The following is a 16663-nucleotide window of genomic DNA, read 5'->3' on the forward strand; positions in this document are numbered from 1 at the left end:
GTGTGTTAAGCGCCGCTGTTGCCCATGCCCTCGTTCGACGTCGTCTCGAAAATCGACATCGCCGAGCTCGACAACGCGGTCAACCAGACCAAGAAGGAGCTCAGCACCCGCTATGACTTCCAGGGTGCGCAGGCGGACGTAGTCATCGCCCCGGACAACACGGCCATCACCGTGAAGGCCAACAGCGAGGACCACGTCAAGGCCGCCAAGGTCGTCCTGCTGGCGAAGCTGGCCAAGCGCAACATCAGCTTGAACGCGCTCGACTACGGCGACATCGAGAAGACGGGCCTGCACAACGTGAAGCAGGTCATCAAGCTCCAGCAGGGCATCCCGGTGGAGAAGTCCAAGGAGCTGGTGAAGCTCCTCAAGGATTCGAAGATGAAGGTGCAGGGCTCCATCCAGGCCGACCAGCTGCGAGTCACCGGGAAGAACCGGGACGACCTCCAGGCCGCCATCGCCCTGTTCCGCAAGGAGCAGGACCGACTGAAGCTGGACATGCAGTTCACCAACTTCCGCGATTGATAGAAGCCATGCGAGTCGCTGCCCTGTCCCTCTGCTGTCTGCTCTGTGTCCCGGCCGTCGCCTCCGCGCAGGACGAAGCCCTTCCCCCGCCCCGGCCGTCCAAGCTGGTGCCCAACATGTCCAAGCCGCCGAAGCTGCAGGGCGGCCTGAAGGGCTTCGCCTCGCCGCTGACGCTCAAGTCCACGGACGTGTCCGGCGCCAGCGCGTCGTTCACCGCCAAGGTGGGCTTCCGCAAGGACACGCTCTACGTGGGCGTGGACGCCAAGGACGACCAGCTGCTCGCGGGCGACACCGTCACGCTGTCCATCTACTTCCCGGACACGGGCCCGCTCACGACGGGCTACACGTGGCGCTTCGGGTTCGACGGCAAGCGGGACTCGGGCGCGACCAGCGGGACGCCGGAGTTCGCCCAGCAGAAGGTGAACGGGGCGGTGGAGCGCCGGGGCACCACGCTGTCGCTGGTGGCGGCGGTGCCGGTGCGCGCGCTGCCGCGCTTCCCCTCCATCGACCCGATGGTGATGGACGTGTGCATCACCTACGAGGACCAGGACGGCGAGGGCAAGGGCGTGCCCGTCTCCAACTGCCAGAGCGGCACCATGGTGGGCGAGGCGCTGCGGCTACCGGACGAGCCGCGCAAGGCGCTCAAGCTCAAGCCGCCCGAGTCCGTGGCGGCGCTGGAGCCCGCGGCCACCGGCTGGCTGGGGTGGGACCTGCTCAGCTACCCGGCCTGGGCGCAGGGGGACGAGGAGCTGTCCCCCGAGTCGCTGCGCGAGCTGGTGGTGGGCAAGCCCGTGGACGCCAAGTCGGTGAACGTGAACGTCCCCGAGTCCCTCAGCCTGACAGGCGAGCTGTCCTTCGTGACGGTGCTCTCGGGGAAGAATCCATATGCCGTCGCGGGTCAATGCGACGCCGAGACGGAGCTGCGGTTGGGGCTCTACCTCGTGACGGGGAAGACGGCGCGGCGAGTGCTCGAGTGGCCGGCCGCCACCTGCGCGCTGGGGCGCGCGTCCTCGGTGGAGCTGGACGAAGAGGACGGGCTGACCATCCGTTACTCGAACGGCGCGATGATGAACTTCGTTTGGAGTGGGGACCACTTCACGCGAACCGAACTGGGAAGCAGGTAGACCGCAGTGGAAACCACCAAGAGCCTGTACATGATGACCCTCGGCTGCCCGAAGAACCGGGTGGACTCCGAGGTGATGCTCGGCACGCTGAAGCACCGCGGCTACACGCTGGTGCAGGAGGCCTCCGAGGCGCAGGTCATCGTCGTCAACACGTGCGCCTTCATCGGTCCGGCCAAGCAGGAGTCGGTGGACTCCATCCTGGAGATGGCCGAGCTGAAGAAGTCGGGGAGCTGCAGCACGCTGGTGGTGACGGGCTGTCTGTCCCAGCGCTACGGCGAGGAGCTGGCGAAGGAGATGCCGGAGGTGGACCACTTCCTGGGCACCAGCGCGTACGCCCAGATTGGCGACCTGCTGGCGGCCGAGGCGTCGCCGCGTCAGGTGATTCCGGACCCCGACTACATCCACGACGCCGACACGCCGCGCATCAACTCGATGCCGAAGTACACGGCGTACCTCAAGGTGTCCGAGGGCTGTGACAACGCCTGCGCGTTCTGCATCATCCCCACGCTGCGCGGCGGGCAGCGCTCGCGCACCATCGAAGACATCGTCATCGAGGCGCAGCGGCTGGCGGACAGCGGCGTGCAGGAGCTGAACCTGGTCGCGCAGGACCTCACGGCGTACGGGCATGACCTGCCGGGCCGCCCGAAGCTGCACGACTTGCTCAAGGCGCTGGTGAAGGTGGACGTGCGGTGGATCCGCCTGCACTACGCCTACCCGCGCGTGTTCCCGGACGAGCTCATCGAGGTGATGGCGGCGGAGCCGAAGATCGCCCGCTACCTGGACATGCCGGTGCAGCACGTCAGCGACAAGCTGCTCTTGTCGATGAAGCGCGGCCGCAACTCGGAGTTCCTCAAGGGGCTGCTCACCAAGCTGCGTGAGCGCGTGCCGGGGCTGGTGATGCGCACGTCGCTCATCGTGGGCCTGCCGGGTGAGACGGAGGAGGACTTCGAGATGTTGAAGGAGTTCGTGAAGACGCAGCGCTTCGAGCGCCTGGGCGTCTTCCAGTACTCCGACGAGGAGGGCACGGCGGCGTACGACCTGCCCGACAAGGTGCCGCAGAAGATCATCGAGCGCCGGTGGCGCGAGGTGATGGCCATCCAGAAGCGCATCAACCGCGAGCAGAACAAGAAGCTCGTGGGCAAGCGGCTGGAGGTCCTGGTGGAGGGCCCGGCGCCGGAGACGGAGCACCTGCTGGTGGGTCGCCACCAGGGGCAGGCGCCCGAGATTGACGGTCTGGTCTACATCAACGACGGCCTGGCGTACCCGGGTGAGCTCGTCACCGTGGAGGTGACGGAGGCGCACGACTACGACCTGGTGGCGCGCGTGGTGGAGCGGCCGGACCCGAAGCAGCGTCAGCACGTGGCGCGTGACGCGCACCCGGCCCCCGTGCCGGTGGTGCCCGCGCCCCGGCCGGTGACGCGGCTGGAGTAGACGTGAAGCATCCCGGGCCGCGCGCCTTTCGCGACGGGGCCCGGGCGTCTGGCTGTCTGGGGTGAGGTGCCTGGAGGGAGCGTGGCTCCTCGGCACCGCGCGCCTCGGGGCAGCTCACCGTACTCGCGACGGAGCCCCGAGGAAGGACCCGGTGATTGGAGGGTGCAAGGCTCCTCGACAGTGCCGCGCCGTCGCGAAGCCACCGGCCCGTCATGCGCTACAGGTCCCGCCCGCTCACGCGGGGACACGGGGCCTCGGCGCGTGTCACGCGAGCCCGCGCGCGACTACCGAGGGTCCTCGGGCTCCAGCTCGCGCTCTTCGGGCGGGGGCTCGCGCGAGGTCTTCTTGCGGGATGGCGCCGCGACGCCTTCTCCGAGCGGCGTGGGCTGGCACTCGCACACCGTGCGGCGCGTGGCCGTCTCGGTGACGAAGGCGCACGCCGTGGGGCACTCGGGCTGACGTGCCTCCTCGTAGAGGGACAGCCGGAAGTCCTTCGCCTGCGTGAGCGCGGCGTGGCACGCGGGCAGCGACTGCGCCAGGGAGGGCCAGGGCAGACGGTGCTGCGTCGTGAGACCCCGGCTGGTGGCGGGGAAGCTCAGGCCCACCGCGCAGCCCGGCTCCAGGCGCTGCCCCTCCGCGCCCACCGGCTCCAGGTGCACCCGGCCTCCCTCTGGGAGGTCTCGGAACACCGCGCCGACCACGGAGACCGTCCCGTCCGGCTCGCGGCGCACATGGAGCCCGTAACAGGCCTCCTCGCTGAAGACACCGTGTGCATCCGCGCAGCGCTGGCGCGGTGTCAGCCGTGAAGATGGAGCTCCCGACGGGCTGGAGGCCTCCCGAGAGACCTCCGACGGTGTGGCCGCCGGCCCGGGTCTCGATACAGCAGGAGCGGCGTCATGCGTGTCCTCCAACGCGGCTACGGGCCCTGGCGCTGGCGTGGAGAGGCCGTCGGGACGAGCCCCCTTCGACGAGGCGCCTCCTCCCGACGCGATGCCCGAGTCGGGAGAGCTGCCCTGCATCCGCCCCACGCTCTCCACGTTGTCCGGGCCGAGCGCCTCGGTGCCCCTCGACGCTGAAGCCTCGGACGCGAGGACCCGGGGCCTGCGCAGCACCAGCACCCCGCCCTTCGCGTCCAGCGTCGCGGTGAAGCGCCCCCAGACATCCGGGCCCAGTCGACCGAGGCTGCTCGGTGAGTCCCATCGCCCCGCCGCTTCGACGACGAGAGGCCGCACGCCCACGCCCTCCGCCACGTCCACCGAGTCCACCGCGAAGGTGCGTGGCGGCAGGTTCGCCGCCGTCTCCAGCGGCTGCAGCCCCTGCGCCTCCGCGGGCCCCAGCGCGAGGCGCGAGAAGGGCTCCCGCGTCGACAACACGAACGGGCCCGTGAGCTCCGACTCCCCCTGTGCCACCCGAGCGGCCAGCAGCGGCCAGTCCCCCACCGGCTCGCGGCTGAGCTCCACGCGGTGGACCTCCCGCGCCGCGTCCGACGCGGAGGTCTCCGCCACATACGCCTCCCGCGACCGAGAGGCCGTGAAGGTCACCTCGCGACGCAAGGGGTCCACGGTGAGCGCGTAGGGCTCCAGCACGTCCGAGCCCAGCGTGACCGAGCAGGGCTTCTCCCCGGACACGCCCGCCGTGCGCAGCGGCACGGACGCGCCCCCCACCGTGAGCGCGGGCAACGGCACCACCGGCCAGGCACGAAAGCCCCCGGCGATTTCGGGCGCGCGCACGGTGCCCTCGGGCGGAGGGATGCCGCCCTCGAAGCACTCCTGGGAGACCATCGACAGGGGCCGCGCCACGTCCAGGACGACGGGCACCGTCCGCGTCCCCAGCTTCCCCGCCACCGTGAGCCTCAGCGCGGGCGAGGCCAACAGCGGCAACGTGCGGCCCACCAGCCCCTCGGTCCGGGACGACGGGCCGGATGCCACCTCCCGGTGACATCCCGAGCCCACCACACCCAGACACAGCCAGAGCAGGAACGCGCCGCGCACGCCGCGCAGGTTACTGCTTCTTCTGCTTGGTGAAGTCATCCACGCGCGTGTCGTCCGGGACATCCAGCTTGAAGCTGTCCGCGGCCAGGCCCACGTTCGTCTTCAGGTTCACGAAGGAGATGGTGTTCTCGCTGCCATCCGGGTCCACCACCGTGCTCTTCAGCACCTGGGCCGACGCCGGGTCCACCTCCAGCCGCACCTGCTTGAAGCGCGGCTCCTCCTTCAGCGGGTTCAACACCAGCAGCGTGCCCTTGCAGTCCTTGCAGGCGCCCTTGGTGATGGCGAACTCGTCCGCGAGCCGCCCCTGGCCGAAGAGGAACGTCACCGACGCGGACAGCTGGCTGGTGTCCACGCTGGCCACCGTGAGCGACTGGGCCGCGGGGTCGTACGCGTAGACCTTGTTGCCGGCCAGCACGAAGGTGCGCGCGGAGGGCGTCTGATACTCCCACCGCATCAGCCCCGGCTTCTTGTACGTGACGACGCCCTCCGACGACTGCGTCCGGCGGAAGGTCTTGTACTTGTAGTCCTGCTTGAAGCTCGCCCGGAAGTCGCCCGTCTTCTCGTAGAACGCCTGCATCCGGTCGACGAGCGTCTTCACCTCGGGCGTCATCGGCGTGGCCGGCTTCGCTGCGGGCTTCGTCTCGGCGGCCGGCGCGGGCGTCGTGGCCGGCTTGCCCGGCGCCTGCGCGGGAGCGGCCTGATTCACACCGGAGGGCGCCGGAGTCTTCGCCGCCTCGGACGGGGTCACCAGGGGCTTTCCAGCGCCCGCCGGGGCTCCCTGGACCACCGTGGCGGCCGGAGCAGGAGCGGAGGACTGCGGCACGGCTTGCGCGGACAGGAGCGTGGCGAGCAGGGTTTCCAGGAACATGGCGTGCGTCTCCAGGAGGGCAGGTAGGCCCCCGGCGTCCATCTACCCCATACCGACGCGCCCCGGGGGGCCGGCATTCATGGCTGCTTCTTGAAGAGCCGCTTCCTCTGTTTGATGGCCAGCACGTAGAAGCGCTCGCGCAGGGCCTGCGCCTCCTCGGGCGGCAGGTCCCCCGAGCCGCCTTCCAGGTGCTCGTCCCGCCAGGCAATCGCCCGGCTGACGCACGCCGAGGCGGCCGCGGAGATGTTGAGGCTCTGACTGAAGCCCTTCATCGGCACCCAGAAGGTGCCGTCCACGGCGTTGAGCACGTCGTCGCTGACGCCGTAGCGCTCGTTGCCGAGGACGATGGCCACCTTCTGGTCGAAGCGCAGCGAGTAGAGGCTGGTGGCGCCCTCGCGGATGGCCGAGGCGTACAGCTGGAAGCCCCGCGACTTCAGGTGCTCGCGGCACTCGGCGAAGGACTTGTACAGCTTCACGTCCAGCCACTTGTCACAGCCCTGGGCCACCCTCGAGTTCGGCAGGAAGGGAGCCTCCGGGTTGATGACGACGTGCACCTCCTGGACGCCCATGGACTCGCAGGTGCGCAGCACCGCGGCCATGTTGAAGCTGTCCTCCAGCCGGTCCAGGACCACCGTGAAGTTGCGCGTGCGCTGGCTGACGACGCGGTCGATCTTCTCCTTGCGCACGTCGAGGAGGAACTGCTCGGGCTCCAGCTTGTCCTTCTCGAAGCGCTCGTAGCGAGGGCCACCACCGGACATCGGATCAGCGCCTCCCGCCCGACTTCTTCGCCGGGGCCTTCTTCGCGGCCGGCTTCTTCGCCGGAGCCTTCTTCGTGGCGACCTTCTTGGCCGAGGTCTTCTTCGCGGCCGGCTTCTTCGCCGGAGCCTTCTTCGCGGCGGCCTTGGTGGTCTTCGCCGCAGCCCTCTTCGCCGCGCCCTTCTTCGCCGGAGCCTTCGCGCTCTTCGTGGCCGGCTTCTTCTTCGCGCTGGCGGCCTTCTTCGCCGGAGCCTTCGTGCTCTTCGCCTTGGCGGCCTTCTTCGCCGGGGCCTTCTTCGTGCTCGGAGCCTCGCTGCCCGAGAACGCCTCGCGCACCGCCGCGATGGTCGCCCTGGCCACGGAGGCCCCGGACTTCCTCGCCGCGCCCTTGGCCCGAGGCGGCGCCTCCACATGGAGCTTGTCGGTGCGGCCGGTGAACAGCACCTCCGCCACCGCGTCCATCAGCGCCTGCATCCCCTCACCCGTGGCGCACGACACCGGGAACACGCGGATGCCGCGCTCACGCAGGGCCTCCGTGAAGGGCCCCAGCCGCGCCTGCGCGTCCGGCAGGTCCTGCTTGTTCGCCGCGACGACCTGGGGCCGCCTCGACAGCTCCTCGCTGTACTTCTCCAGCTCCCGGTTGAGCACGTCGAAGTCGTGCAGCGGCTCGCGCCCCTCGCCCTCCGCGCCCATGTCGATGAGGTGGATCAACACCTTGCACCGCTCCACGTGCCGCAGGAACTGGTGCCCCAGGCCCACGCCCTCGCTGGCGCCCTCGATGATGCCGGGGATGTCCGCCATGACGAACGACAGGTGGTCCTTGTACTGGACCATGCCCAGGTTGGGGGCCAGCGTGGTGAACGGGTAGTCGGCGATCTTCGGCCGCGCCCGGCTCACCCGCGAGATGAACGTGCTCTTGCCCGCGTTGGGGAAGCCCAGCAGGCCCACGTCGGCCAGCAGCTTCAGCTCCAGCCGCAGCGTGAACTCCTCGCCCTTCGTCCCGTCCTGGGCGAAGCGCGGCGTCTGCCGCGTCGAGGTCGCGAAGTTCATGTTGCCCAGGCCGCCCCGCCCGCCCTTCGCCGCCTCCCAGACCTGCCCCGGCTGGCTCAGGTCCACCAGCAGCTCCTCCGTGGCGTGGTCCTTCACGAGCGTGCCCACCGGCACCTTGAGGATCATGTCCTCCGCGGCGCGACCGTTACAGTCGTTGCCCATGCCGTGCTCGCCGCTCTTCGCGCGGTGGTGCTGCTGGTAGCGGTAGTCGAGCAGCGTGGTCAGCTGCGGATCCGCCACGAAGATGACGGAGCCACCGTTGCCGCCGTCACCGCCGTTGGGCCCCCCGCGCTCGATGAACTTCTCACGGCGGAAGGACACACAGCCGTTACCGCCATCGCCCGCCTTCACGAAGATGCGGACCTCGTCGACGAACTTCATGAAAGCTCTCCTGAAAAACGCAGAGCGGGCCGCCTCACGTCCTGTGCGCCAGAAGGCGCGGGGACGGGAGAAGCGACCCGCTCGTGGATGCCGCGCGGCGACCGGCCCTCAGAGGGGCCGGGAAACCGTCAGGCGCTGGGCTGCTCAGCGGCCGGGTAGACCGAGACCTTCTTGCGGTCGCGGCCCAGGCGCTCGTACTTCACCACGCCGTCCACCACCGAGTAGAGGGTGTAGTCGCGGCCGAGCTTCACGTTCGCGCCCGCGTGGATGACCGTGCCGACCTGGCGAACCAGGATGCTGCCGGCCGAGACCTCCTGGCCTCCGTACACCTTCACGCCGCGGTACTGCGGATTGGAATCGCGACCGTTGCGCGAAGAACCCTGACCTTTTTTATGGGCCATGACACCTTGCTCCTGAAGTTGAGGTGAAACCGTCCGGACTAGCCGGAGATGGAGGTGACCTTCACCTCGGTGTACGGCTGACGGTGGCCACGGCGACGGGTCCAACCCTCCTTCTCCTTGCGGAAGTGGAGGACGCGGCGGTGCTTGTCCTGCGCCAGGACCTTGCCCACGACGCGAGCGCCGGAGACCGTCGGCCGGCCCACCTTCGGGCTGTCCGTACCGCCCAGCAGGAGAATGTCGGTGAAGGACACCTCGGCCCCGATGTCGCCGGCGATCTTCTCGATCCGGAGGACATCGCCCTCGGCGACGCGATACTGCTTTCCGCCCGTGCGAATCACTGCGTACATCGTCTAACCCCTGTCAGCTTCGGGTTGGGTCAACCCGTGGAATCGGCCGCGCATTTCGGACGGACGGGCCGCCCTAGCGCAAAGGACGGCCGGATTTACGGGAGATGCCCTGGGGAGTCAAGACGGATGCTGGATCATCTCGTCCGGCGGTGCAGATTGCCCCCGCTCCCAGGCGCCCCTACCTGATGGTCCGGCCGAAAAAGCCCGGCCTCACACCGTCCTACCATCAACCCCCGGGGGGAATTCCACAATGAAGAAACTCATGTACGGCCTGGTGGCCGCCGGCACCCTTTTGTTCGGCGTCGGCTGTGGCGGCGACGACGTCTGCGACGACCTGGCCGACGCGAGCCGGGCGGTGAACGATCAGACGGAGGCCTGTGGGACCGACACGGGGATGGACGAGGAGGACTTCGACAAGGGGCGCTGCGAGGACGCGCTGGAGGCCTGCTCGGACAGCGACAAGGACCGCCTGCGGGACGTGGCGGACTGCATCCGGGGCCTGCCCGATTGCCGGGTGGGAGCCGAGATGGAGTGGGTCGATCAGTTCAGCGCCTGCTTCCAGCGGGCAGAGGGCCTGAGCGCCGCTTGCGCCGCGGCGGCCGGTGGGTAGGTGGGTAGCCCGCCGTCCGAGCTGGTGGCACCGGGCCCGGCTCCCCTCAGGGGGGCCGGGCCCTCTCGTTCGAGGGCTCCGCGGCGGCGCCCCGGGCGTCCAGCGCGCGACGGACGCTGCGGTAGCGGTGGTGGAGGCTGGACTCCAGGGGGTCCAGGGCGAGGCCCCGCTCGTAGGTCTCCAGGGCGCGGGCAAGCTGGCCCTCGCGCTCCAGGGCGGAGCCGGACAGGTAGTGCACGCGCGCCATGCCCGCGGACTGGGGCCGCCGGGTGAGGAACTCGCGGCGGAGGGACTCGAGCTGCTCGGGCGTGAGCCCTGCCTCCAGGCAGCGCGCGACGCCCCGGTGATTGCCCCGCCAGGCGTCGTACAGCGCCCGCTGCGTCACGGTGCCCAGCACCTCCCCCGCTTCGTGCAGCCGGGTGAGCACCGATTCGAGCAGCAGGGACTGCGCGGAGGACAGGGGACGCTGTCGCAGGGACTCCAGGGTGGTTCGGGCCTCGCGGGTGCAACGGCGCAGGGAGCCCATGTCCAGGTCGGGGGGGACGGCCAGCACGGCGTAGTGGTCCCCCGTCAAGCGGGCCCGATAGGCCTCCAGCACGCGGGCGGCCTCCTTGTCCTCCGAGGGTGAGGCGGCTGCGGGCGGAGCCACCCGTCTGCCAGGACCCGCGCGCAGGAGCGCGTCCACGGAGGACTTGAGGGCCAGGGTGGCCTCGACGAACTGGACGCCGAAGCCGGTGGGCATCCCCCAGACCTGGGCCTGCTCCGCGGGCACGTGGCGCACCACCTCGCAGACGACGGACTGCGGGCCCGACTCCAGTTCCAGAACGAGCGGCAGTCGCGCGAACAGCGGGGGCAACAGGCCGTCGCTGCGCAGGAACAACCCACCGCGAGACAGGTCGGACGCGGTCAGCCAGACCGGCGTCTCGCCCGGGCGCAGCACGACGCGAACGGGGAGTTCCACCGTGCGCGGCCGGGCGGCTTGTGAGACTTCGCTGGGGCTGGGCTGGGCTCCGTCGCCCGAGGGGTGGAGGACCGGAGGTGCAGCGCCCGAGGCGTTCTGCACAGCGGCGCCCCAGTTCCGGGATGCGAGGCTCGCGACCGGGGACCAGGGCGCGACGGAGTCCTCCGACGCCGCGACCCCCTTCGGCGTGGGGACGGGAGGCACGCTCCGTCCGGACGACAGCGGGGCAGCCGGCGCGCTGTGGTTCGGTGTGGCGAGCATTGGAGCATCACGTCTGTCGGATGACGGGCGCCCGGAGGGCGCGACATCGGACGCGCGGGGTGGGCTGCCCGGGGACGACGGACGAGCCTCCGTCGGCATCTCGTCGGTGCGTGGACGAGCCATCCCTGATGGGGAAGGACGACGAGCCTCCTCTGCTGGCTTCGCGTCGATGGACGGCCGGGCCTGTGCATGAGGCGATGGCGAAGGACGAGCCTCCGCTGACTTCTCGCCGACGGACGGTCGGGCCTGTGCGTGAGGCGATGGCGAAGGACGTCGAGCAGCCTCCGGTCGTGCCTCGACGGACGGCCGAGCCTGCATCGGGGCAGGCCCAGCCCCCGGCGACATCGCTCCTATCGGCGATTGAACCGGCACCGGCGGCGACGGACGCGCCCCCAGTGGCATCGCCCCTATCGGCGATTGCACCAGCACCTGCGGCGACGGACGCGACCCCGGTGGCATCGCTCCTATCGGCGATTGCACCAGCACCTGCGGCGACGGACGCGACCCCGGTGGCATCGCGCCCACTGGTGAGTGAACGGGCACAGACGGAGATGGGCGCGCCCCAGATGGCATCGCCCCCATCGGCGATTGCATGGGCACGGACGGCGACGGACGCCCCCCCGCTGGCATCGCCCCCATCGGAGATTGCACGGGTACGGACGGCGACGGACGCGCCCCCGCTGGCATCGCTCCCACTGGCGATTGCACGGGCACAGGCGGAGACGGACGCGCCCCCGCACCCGCCCCCCTCGCATCCACAGGCTGCGACACCTGGGCGCGCGGCGACGGTCGCGGGCCTCCCGACGTCGACACCTCGCCCACCGCGTGCACGAGTCCCGGCGGCGAGAGACGGGCCTCCTCGGACCGTGCCCCGTGCGGCATCGCCCCCTCCACGGGCCGGCCCCCAGTCGACTTCACGCCCTCCACGGGCCGGCCCTGTCGCGGCGCCACACTCCCGTTCGACACGGGCTCGGGCAGGTCCGTCTCGAGCATCACCGGAACGGGAAGCGCGTTCCTCCCCTCGCCCGCCACGGGCCCCGGACCCGCCACGGGTGCGGGAACACTCCGGGCTCGAACAGCGGGCTCCACGGGCCGCGCCTGCCGCGACCGGACATGGATTTCCTCGGCCAGTGCCCCCTCCAGCGCCGCGCGCAGGAGCGCCGCCGTCGCGTACCGCTGCTCCGGCGCCTTCTCGAGCGCGCGCAGGATGACCCGCTCCAACGACACGGGCACGGCCGCATGCACGGACCGGGGCGGCGGAGGCGCCCGCATCTGATGCGCCACCAACTGCGCCGTCAGCCCCTCGTCCTCGAACGGCAGCCGACCTGTCACCAGCTGATACGCAATCACCCCCAGCGCATACAGGTCCGCGCGACCATCCACCCGTCGACTCAGGGACTGCTCGGGCGCCATGTACTCGGGCGTACCCACGATGATGCCGGCGTGGGTCTGCGGCATGTTCGCGTCCGCCAGCTTCGCGATACCGAAGTCGAGCACCTTCACGAACGGCGTGCCCCGCCCGCGCCGAACCAGGAAGACATTGTCCGGCTTCAGGTCGCGATGGACGATGCCGCTCAGGTGCGCCGCCTGCAGCGCGTCGCACACCTGCGAGAGCACCGACACCACCGCCGGCGCCGGCAGCGGCGAGCCGACCCACGCGGACAAGGGCGCCCCATCCAGATACTCCATGATGAGGTACGGCCTGGGCGGCCCCGCGTTCAGGTCGAAGATGCTGACGATGTTCTCGTGGCCGATGACATTCACGGCCCGCGCCTCCGCGTGGAAGCGCTGCACCAGCTCCGGGTACGTCGCCAGGTGCTCGTGCAGCACCTTCACCGCCACCCGGCTGCCAATGGACACGTGCTCGCCCAGGTACACCGCGCCCATCCCCCCGCGGCCCAGCCGACGCACCAGCCGGAAGCTCCCCAGCTTCGTGCCCACCAGCGGGTCCACCTCCACGGAGACGGACGAACAGCGGGGCCGCGCGGGCACGCTCTCACCCTCGGCTCGGACCAGCGTCGAGCATGACGACGCCGACCCATGTCGGTGGCCGCACGCCTCGCACGCATCAGCGCTGCTCTCCTGGGCCATGCCACTCCCCCGGGCCTGCCCAGCTAATCTGGACATTCACGTCCAGGCGGGGCCACTGCCGGCCTCCGGTGATGTCGGCTGGCGAAGTGGGCTCTCGCGCCGCGGTGCCAGGAGACGGTCCTCCGGCGGACGCTGAAGGTGCCGACAATCCATCACGCTCGATTAGAGTGCGGCGCCCATGTCCGGAACCTCACGCCGCATCCCCCTCATCGACCTGTCCCACTACCGCACCGGCACTCCCACCGAGCGAGCCCGCTTCGTCCAAGTCTTCGGCGAGGGTCTGCGTGAGTTCGGCTTCGTCTCCGTGGTGGGACATGGCATCGACGATGGCCTCATCCGCCGCACCTACTCGGACGTCGAGAAGCTCTTCCAGCTCCCCGAGGACGTGAAGACACGCTACGCGGTGCCGGAGCTCGCCGGCCAGCGCGGCTACACGGGCTTCGGCAAGGAGCACGCGAAGGACCGCAAGGTGGGGGACCTGAAGGAGTTCTGGCACGTGGGCCGCGAGCTGCCCGAAGGCCACCCGTACCTGAAGCACTACGGCGCCAACGTGTGGCCCGGCGAGGTCCCCTCGTTCCGCGAGCACGCGCTCGCCCTCTTCCGCGAGCTGGACGGCGCCGCGAGCGTGATGCTCCACGCGCTGGCCGAGTTCTTCGGCGTGGCGCGCGACACGTTCAGCGGCATGGCCACGGAGGGCAACTCCGTGCTGCGCCTCATCCACTACCCGCCGCTGAAGGAGCGCTTCATCCCCGGAGGCGTGCGCGCCGCCGAGCACGAGGACATCAACCTCATCACCCTGCTGTGCGAGGGCACCGCGTCGGGCCTGGAGCTGCTCACGCGCGATGGCGAGTGGCTGCCGGTGGACACGCTGCGCGGGCAGATCGTCGTGGACTCGGGCGACATGCTCAGCCGCGTGACGAACGAGGTCATCCCCGCCACCACGCACCGGGTGGTGAACCCGAAGAGCGCGGACGAGGACACCGTCCGCTACTCGCTGCCCTTCTTCGTGCACCCCTACTCCGACTGCGTGCTGGAGCCCCTGCCCTGCACCCAGACGCCGGAGAACCCCGCCCGCCACGGGCCCATCACCGCCGGCGCCTTCCTGCAGCAGCGCCTGCGCGAGAACGGGCTCATCAAGTAGTCCCTCACCGTCCGGTGTCCGACGCGCGCGTCCCACCGGGCATTGGATGCACTCGTGGACGAAGCACGCCTGCCCACGCATGTCGAGCTGTTCGCCCTCCAGCCGCGCGTCGCGCTGGAGGACTACGCCTCCCCTTCCACCTTCGCCGCGAGGCACCGCGCGCTCGCCGAGCGGGTGGACCGCCTGCGGACCCGCGACGAGGCAGGTCGTCCGCGCCATCCCGCCCTCGCCGTGTGGCCCGAGTGGGTGGGCGCGCCGCTGGAGCTGCTGGGCCACGTGCAGCGCGTGCAGCGCCACACGACGGTGAGGAGCGCGCTGCGGAGGGTGGCGCGCGCCGAGTGGTGGGACGTGTGGCGCACGTGGAAGGAGCTCCACCCGCCGACGATGGTGGAGTGCTTGCACGCCACGCTCGCGTCGCGCGTGCACCGGGTGATGCACGAGACCTTCTCCGCCATCGCCCGGGACTTCGGCCTGTGGGTCGTCGCGGGCAGCGCGTTCCTCCCCGACAACCGCCTGACCCGGGACGGCCCGGACTTCGAGCCCCGGGGCGCGCGCATCTTCAACACCAGCCACACCTTCTCACCCGAGGGTGTCCGCGTGGCCACGGCGCGCAAGGTGAACGTCCTGCCTGCGAGCGAGGACCGCCTGCGCCTGAGCCCCGGCCGGCCCGAGGACTTGACGCTCATCGACACGCCGTTCGGCAGACTGGGGACACTGCTTGGCTACGACGGTGCCGCGCGACCTCGCACGTCGAAGGAGCCCTGGTTCGTCCCCTGCGCACAGTACCTGGACGCATGGCGAGCACAGGTAGTGGCCCATCCCTCCGCGCATCCAGGGGACTGGGATGAACGCTCGCTCGACGAGGGGCTCCTCGGGCAACTGCCGGCCCTGCGTCACGTCCGCTACACCGTGACGGCGCAGCTCGCGGGTGAGCTGTTCGACCAGCGCTTCGAGGCGCCCTCGCTCATCGTCGAGCGCACGAGCGGGGGAACGACGCGAGTCCTCGCACGAGCGGAGCCTTCACGAGCCGATGAAGTGCTTCACGCGCTCGTACCGGTCTGCGCCGCCTGACGAGCGCCAACCCGAGGCACGTCCTCGCAAGGTGATGAGCGCTTCACGCGCTCGCGCCCTGAACATCGCCTCCAACGCGCGGCAGTCCTCGTGAGGTGATGGACGGCGTCCTGCGCTCGCGCCCGCCCATCGGCTCTGCCCCAGTGCCAACCCACGACGGGCCCTCGCGCATGCGGAGCCCCCTTGCGGAAGAGGGCCCGCGTCGTCAGTCGCCGAGCTTCTTCTTCAGCAAATCATTGACGAGCGCGGGGTTGCCCTTGCCCTTCATGGCGCGCATCACCTGCCCCACGAAGAAGCCGAACACCTGCTTCTTGCCCGCGCGGTACTTCTCCACCTCGCCCAGGTTCTTCGCGAGGATGTCGTCCACCACCGCCTCGATGGCGCCCGTGTCGCTCACCTGCGCCAGGCCCTTCTCCGCGACGATGTCCGCAGGCGCGCGGCCCGTGCGGAACATCTCCCCGAGCACGTCCTTGCCCGCGTTGCCGGACACCGTGCCCTGGTCCACCAGGGTCAGCAGCTCCGCGAGCTGCGCGGGCGTGAAGCGCACCTCGCCCACGGTGGTGCCCGACTCCTTGAGCAGCCGCAGCAGCTCCCCCTGGAACCAGTTGGAGAGCTTCTTCGCGTCCGGGTAGCGCTGGGCGCACGCCTCGAAGAAGTCCGCGAGCGGGCGCTCCGTGGTGAGCAGGCGCGCGTCATATGCGGGCAGCCCGTACTGGCTCACGAAGCGCTGGAGCTTCGCGCGGGGCAGCTCGGGCAGCGACCTGCCCACTGCTTCCACGACCTCCGTCGTCACGTGCAGCGGCGGCAGGTCCGGCTCCGGGAAGTACCGGTAGTCGTGCGCGTCCTCCTTGCTGCGCATCGAGCGCGAGACGCCCTTGTTCGGGTCCCACAGCCGCGTCTCCTGGTCCACCTTCCCGCCGGACTCGATGACGTCCACCTGCCGGGCAATCTCGTACTCGATGGCCTGCTTCACGAAGCGGAACGAGTTGAGGTTCTTCAGCTCGCAGCGCTGGCCGAACGTGTCGGAGCCCTTGGGCATCACCGACACGTTGGCGTCGCAGCGGAAGCTGCCCTCCTCCAGGTTGCCGTCGTTGACACCCAGGTACACCAGGATGTCGCGCAGCGCCTTGAGGTACTCCACCGCCTCGTCCGCGTCGCGCAGGTCCGGGTCGCTGACAATCTCAATCAGCGGCACGCCCGCCCGGTTCAGGTCCACCAGGCTCTGGCCCCCGTCCCCGTCGTGCACGCTCTTGCCCGCGTCCTCCTCCATGTGGATGCGGCGGACGCGGATGACCTTCTCCCCCCGCGGCGTCTCGATGGCCAGGCGCCCGAACTCGCAGATGGGCAGGTCGTACTGGGTGATCTGGTAGCCCTTGGGCAGGTCCGGATAGAAGTAGTTCTTCCGGCTCCACACGCTCCTGGCGTTGACGCGGCACTCCAGCGCGAGCCCCGCGCGGATGGCGAAGTCCACCACGCGCTCGTTGAGCACGGGCAGCACGCCGGGCATGCCCAGGCACACCGGACAGGTGTTCCGATTGGGCTCGGCGCCGAACGCGGTGGAGCAGCCACAGAAAATCTTGGACTGCGTGAGGAGCTGCGCGTGGACCTCGAGGCCGATGACGGGCTGGAAATCGCTCACGGGCATGGCGGTGTCACC

Annotated in this window: 14 protein-coding genes and 1 pseudogene; 6 read left to right on the plus strand and 9 right to left on the minus strand. The window is 70.2% G+C overall.

The genetic code is table 11. The features are described 5' to 3' along the window. Positions 1–24 precede the first annotated feature (24 nt). Genes VZQ01_RS11290 through rimO form a run of 3 tightly spaced genes read left to right on the plus strand, consistent with a single transcriptional unit; the run spans position 25 to position 3077 of the window. A complete protein-coding gene (locus tag VZQ01_RS11290) occupies positions 25–522 on the plus strand; it encodes a YajQ family cyclic di-GMP-binding protein (protein WP_046711562.1) in 498 nt (165 codons plus the stop codon). Between the two features lie 8 nt (positions 523–530). Then, on the plus strand, positions 531–1646 hold the full coding sequence (locus tag VZQ01_RS11295) for a DOMON domain-containing protein (RefSeq protein WP_426747817.1): 1116 nt from the start codon (positions 531–533) through the stop codon (positions 1644–1646). Between the two features lie 33 nt (positions 1647–1679). Further along, complete coding sequence (gene rimO / locus VZQ01_RS11300; protein ID WP_274622640.1) at positions 1680–3077, plus strand: 30S ribosomal protein S12 methylthiotransferase RimO; 1398 nt, start codon at positions 1680–1682, stop codon at positions 3075–3077. 284 nt (positions 3078–3361) lie between these two features. Here the strand turns inward: rimO and VZQ01_RS11305 are convergent, their stop codons facing one another. The 6 genes from VZQ01_RS11305 to rplU all read right to left on the minus strand — a co-directional run bounded on the left by VZQ01_RS11305 (position 3362) and on the right by rplU (position 8871). Further along, the gene (locus VZQ01_RS11305; RefSeq protein ID WP_426747818.1) at positions 3362–5068 is read right to left on the minus strand and encodes a hypothetical protein; all 1707 of its coding nucleotides are present in this window, start codon (positions 5066–5068) and stop codon (positions 3362–3364) included. Between the two features lie 10 nt (positions 5069–5078). Beyond that, complete coding sequence (gene lolA, locus VZQ01_RS11310; RefSeq protein ID WP_223747759.1) at positions 5079–5936, minus strand: outer membrane lipoprotein periplasmic chaperone LolA; 858 nt, start codon at positions 5934–5936, stop codon at positions 5079–5081. A 77-nt stretch (positions 5937–6013) separates the two neighbouring features. Then, positions 6014–6694, minus strand: coding sequence for a TrmH family RNA methyltransferase (locus tag VZQ01_RS11315; protein WP_046711558.1), 681 nt, complete (start codon positions 6692–6694; stop codon positions 6014–6016). A gap of 4 nt (positions 6695–6698) precedes the next feature. Further along, entirely contained in the window at positions 6699–8123 is a 1425-nt protein-coding gene (gene obgE / locus VZQ01_RS11320; RefSeq protein ID WP_426747819.1) for a GTPase ObgE, read from the minus strand. A 128-nt stretch (positions 8124–8251) separates the two neighbouring features. Further along, complete coding sequence (gene rpmA, locus VZQ01_RS11325) at positions 8252–8524, minus strand: 50S ribosomal protein L27 (RefSeq protein WP_046711556.1); 273 nt, start codon at positions 8522–8524, stop codon at positions 8252–8254. Positions 8525–8562: 38 nt separating this feature from the next. After that, positions 8563–8871, minus strand: a complete 309-nt coding sequence (gene rplU / locus VZQ01_RS11330) for a 50S ribosomal protein L21 (RefSeq protein ID WP_223747757.1) — start codon at positions 8869–8871, stop codon at positions 8563–8565. Between the two features lie 250 nt (positions 8872–9121). Here rplU and VZQ01_RS11335 point away from each other — a divergent pair, with 250 nt between their 5' ends. Next, on the plus strand, positions 9122–9481 hold the full coding sequence (locus VZQ01_RS11335; RefSeq protein WP_141328090.1) for a hypothetical protein: 360 nt from the start codon (positions 9122–9124) through the stop codon (positions 9479–9481). A gap of 46 nt (positions 9482–9527) precedes the next feature. Here VZQ01_RS11335 and VZQ01_RS11340 read toward each other — a convergent pair whose 3' ends face one another. Further along, positions 9528–11696, minus strand: a complete 2169-nt coding sequence (locus tag VZQ01_RS11340) for a PilZ domain-containing protein (protein WP_426748953.1) — start codon at positions 11694–11696, stop codon at positions 9528–9530. Between the two features lie 6 nt (positions 11697–11702). Beyond that, positions 11703–12794: pseudogene (locus VZQ01_RS11345) on the minus strand (serine/threonine-protein kinase); the annotation flags it as partial. 178 nt (positions 12795–12972) lie between these two features. On the opposite strand from VZQ01_RS11345, the gene VZQ01_RS11350 reads away from it, so the two are divergent. Next, positions 12973–13935 carry an isopenicillin N synthase family dioxygenase gene (locus VZQ01_RS11350; protein ID WP_426747821.1) on the plus strand — a complete coding sequence of 321 codons (963 nt, stop codon included), beginning with the start codon at positions 12973–12975 and terminating at the stop codon, positions 13933–13935. A gap of 54 nt (positions 13936–13989) precedes the next feature. After that, the gene (locus VZQ01_RS11355; RefSeq protein WP_426747822.1) at positions 13990–15006 is read left to right on the plus strand and encodes a carbon-nitrogen hydrolase family protein; all 1017 of its coding nucleotides are present in this window, start codon (positions 13990–13992) and stop codon (positions 15004–15006) included. A gap of 205 nt (positions 15007–15211) precedes the next feature. Here VZQ01_RS11355 and gatB read toward each other — a convergent pair whose 3' ends face one another. Further along, positions 15212–16651 (minus strand): Asp-tRNA(Asn)/Glu-tRNA(Gln) amidotransferase subunit GatB, encoded by a 1440-nt coding sequence (gene gatB, locus VZQ01_RS11360; RefSeq protein WP_223747753.1) that lies wholly within the window; start codon positions 16649–16651, stop codon positions 15212–15214. Positions 16652–16663: the final 12 nt, after the last annotated feature.

The sequence above is a fragment of the Myxococcus faecalis genome (assembly GCF_050039385.1).
In the GTDB taxonomy this organism is placed as follows: Bacteria; Myxococcota; Myxococcia; order Myxococcales; family Myxococcaceae; genus Myxococcus; species Myxococcus fulvus.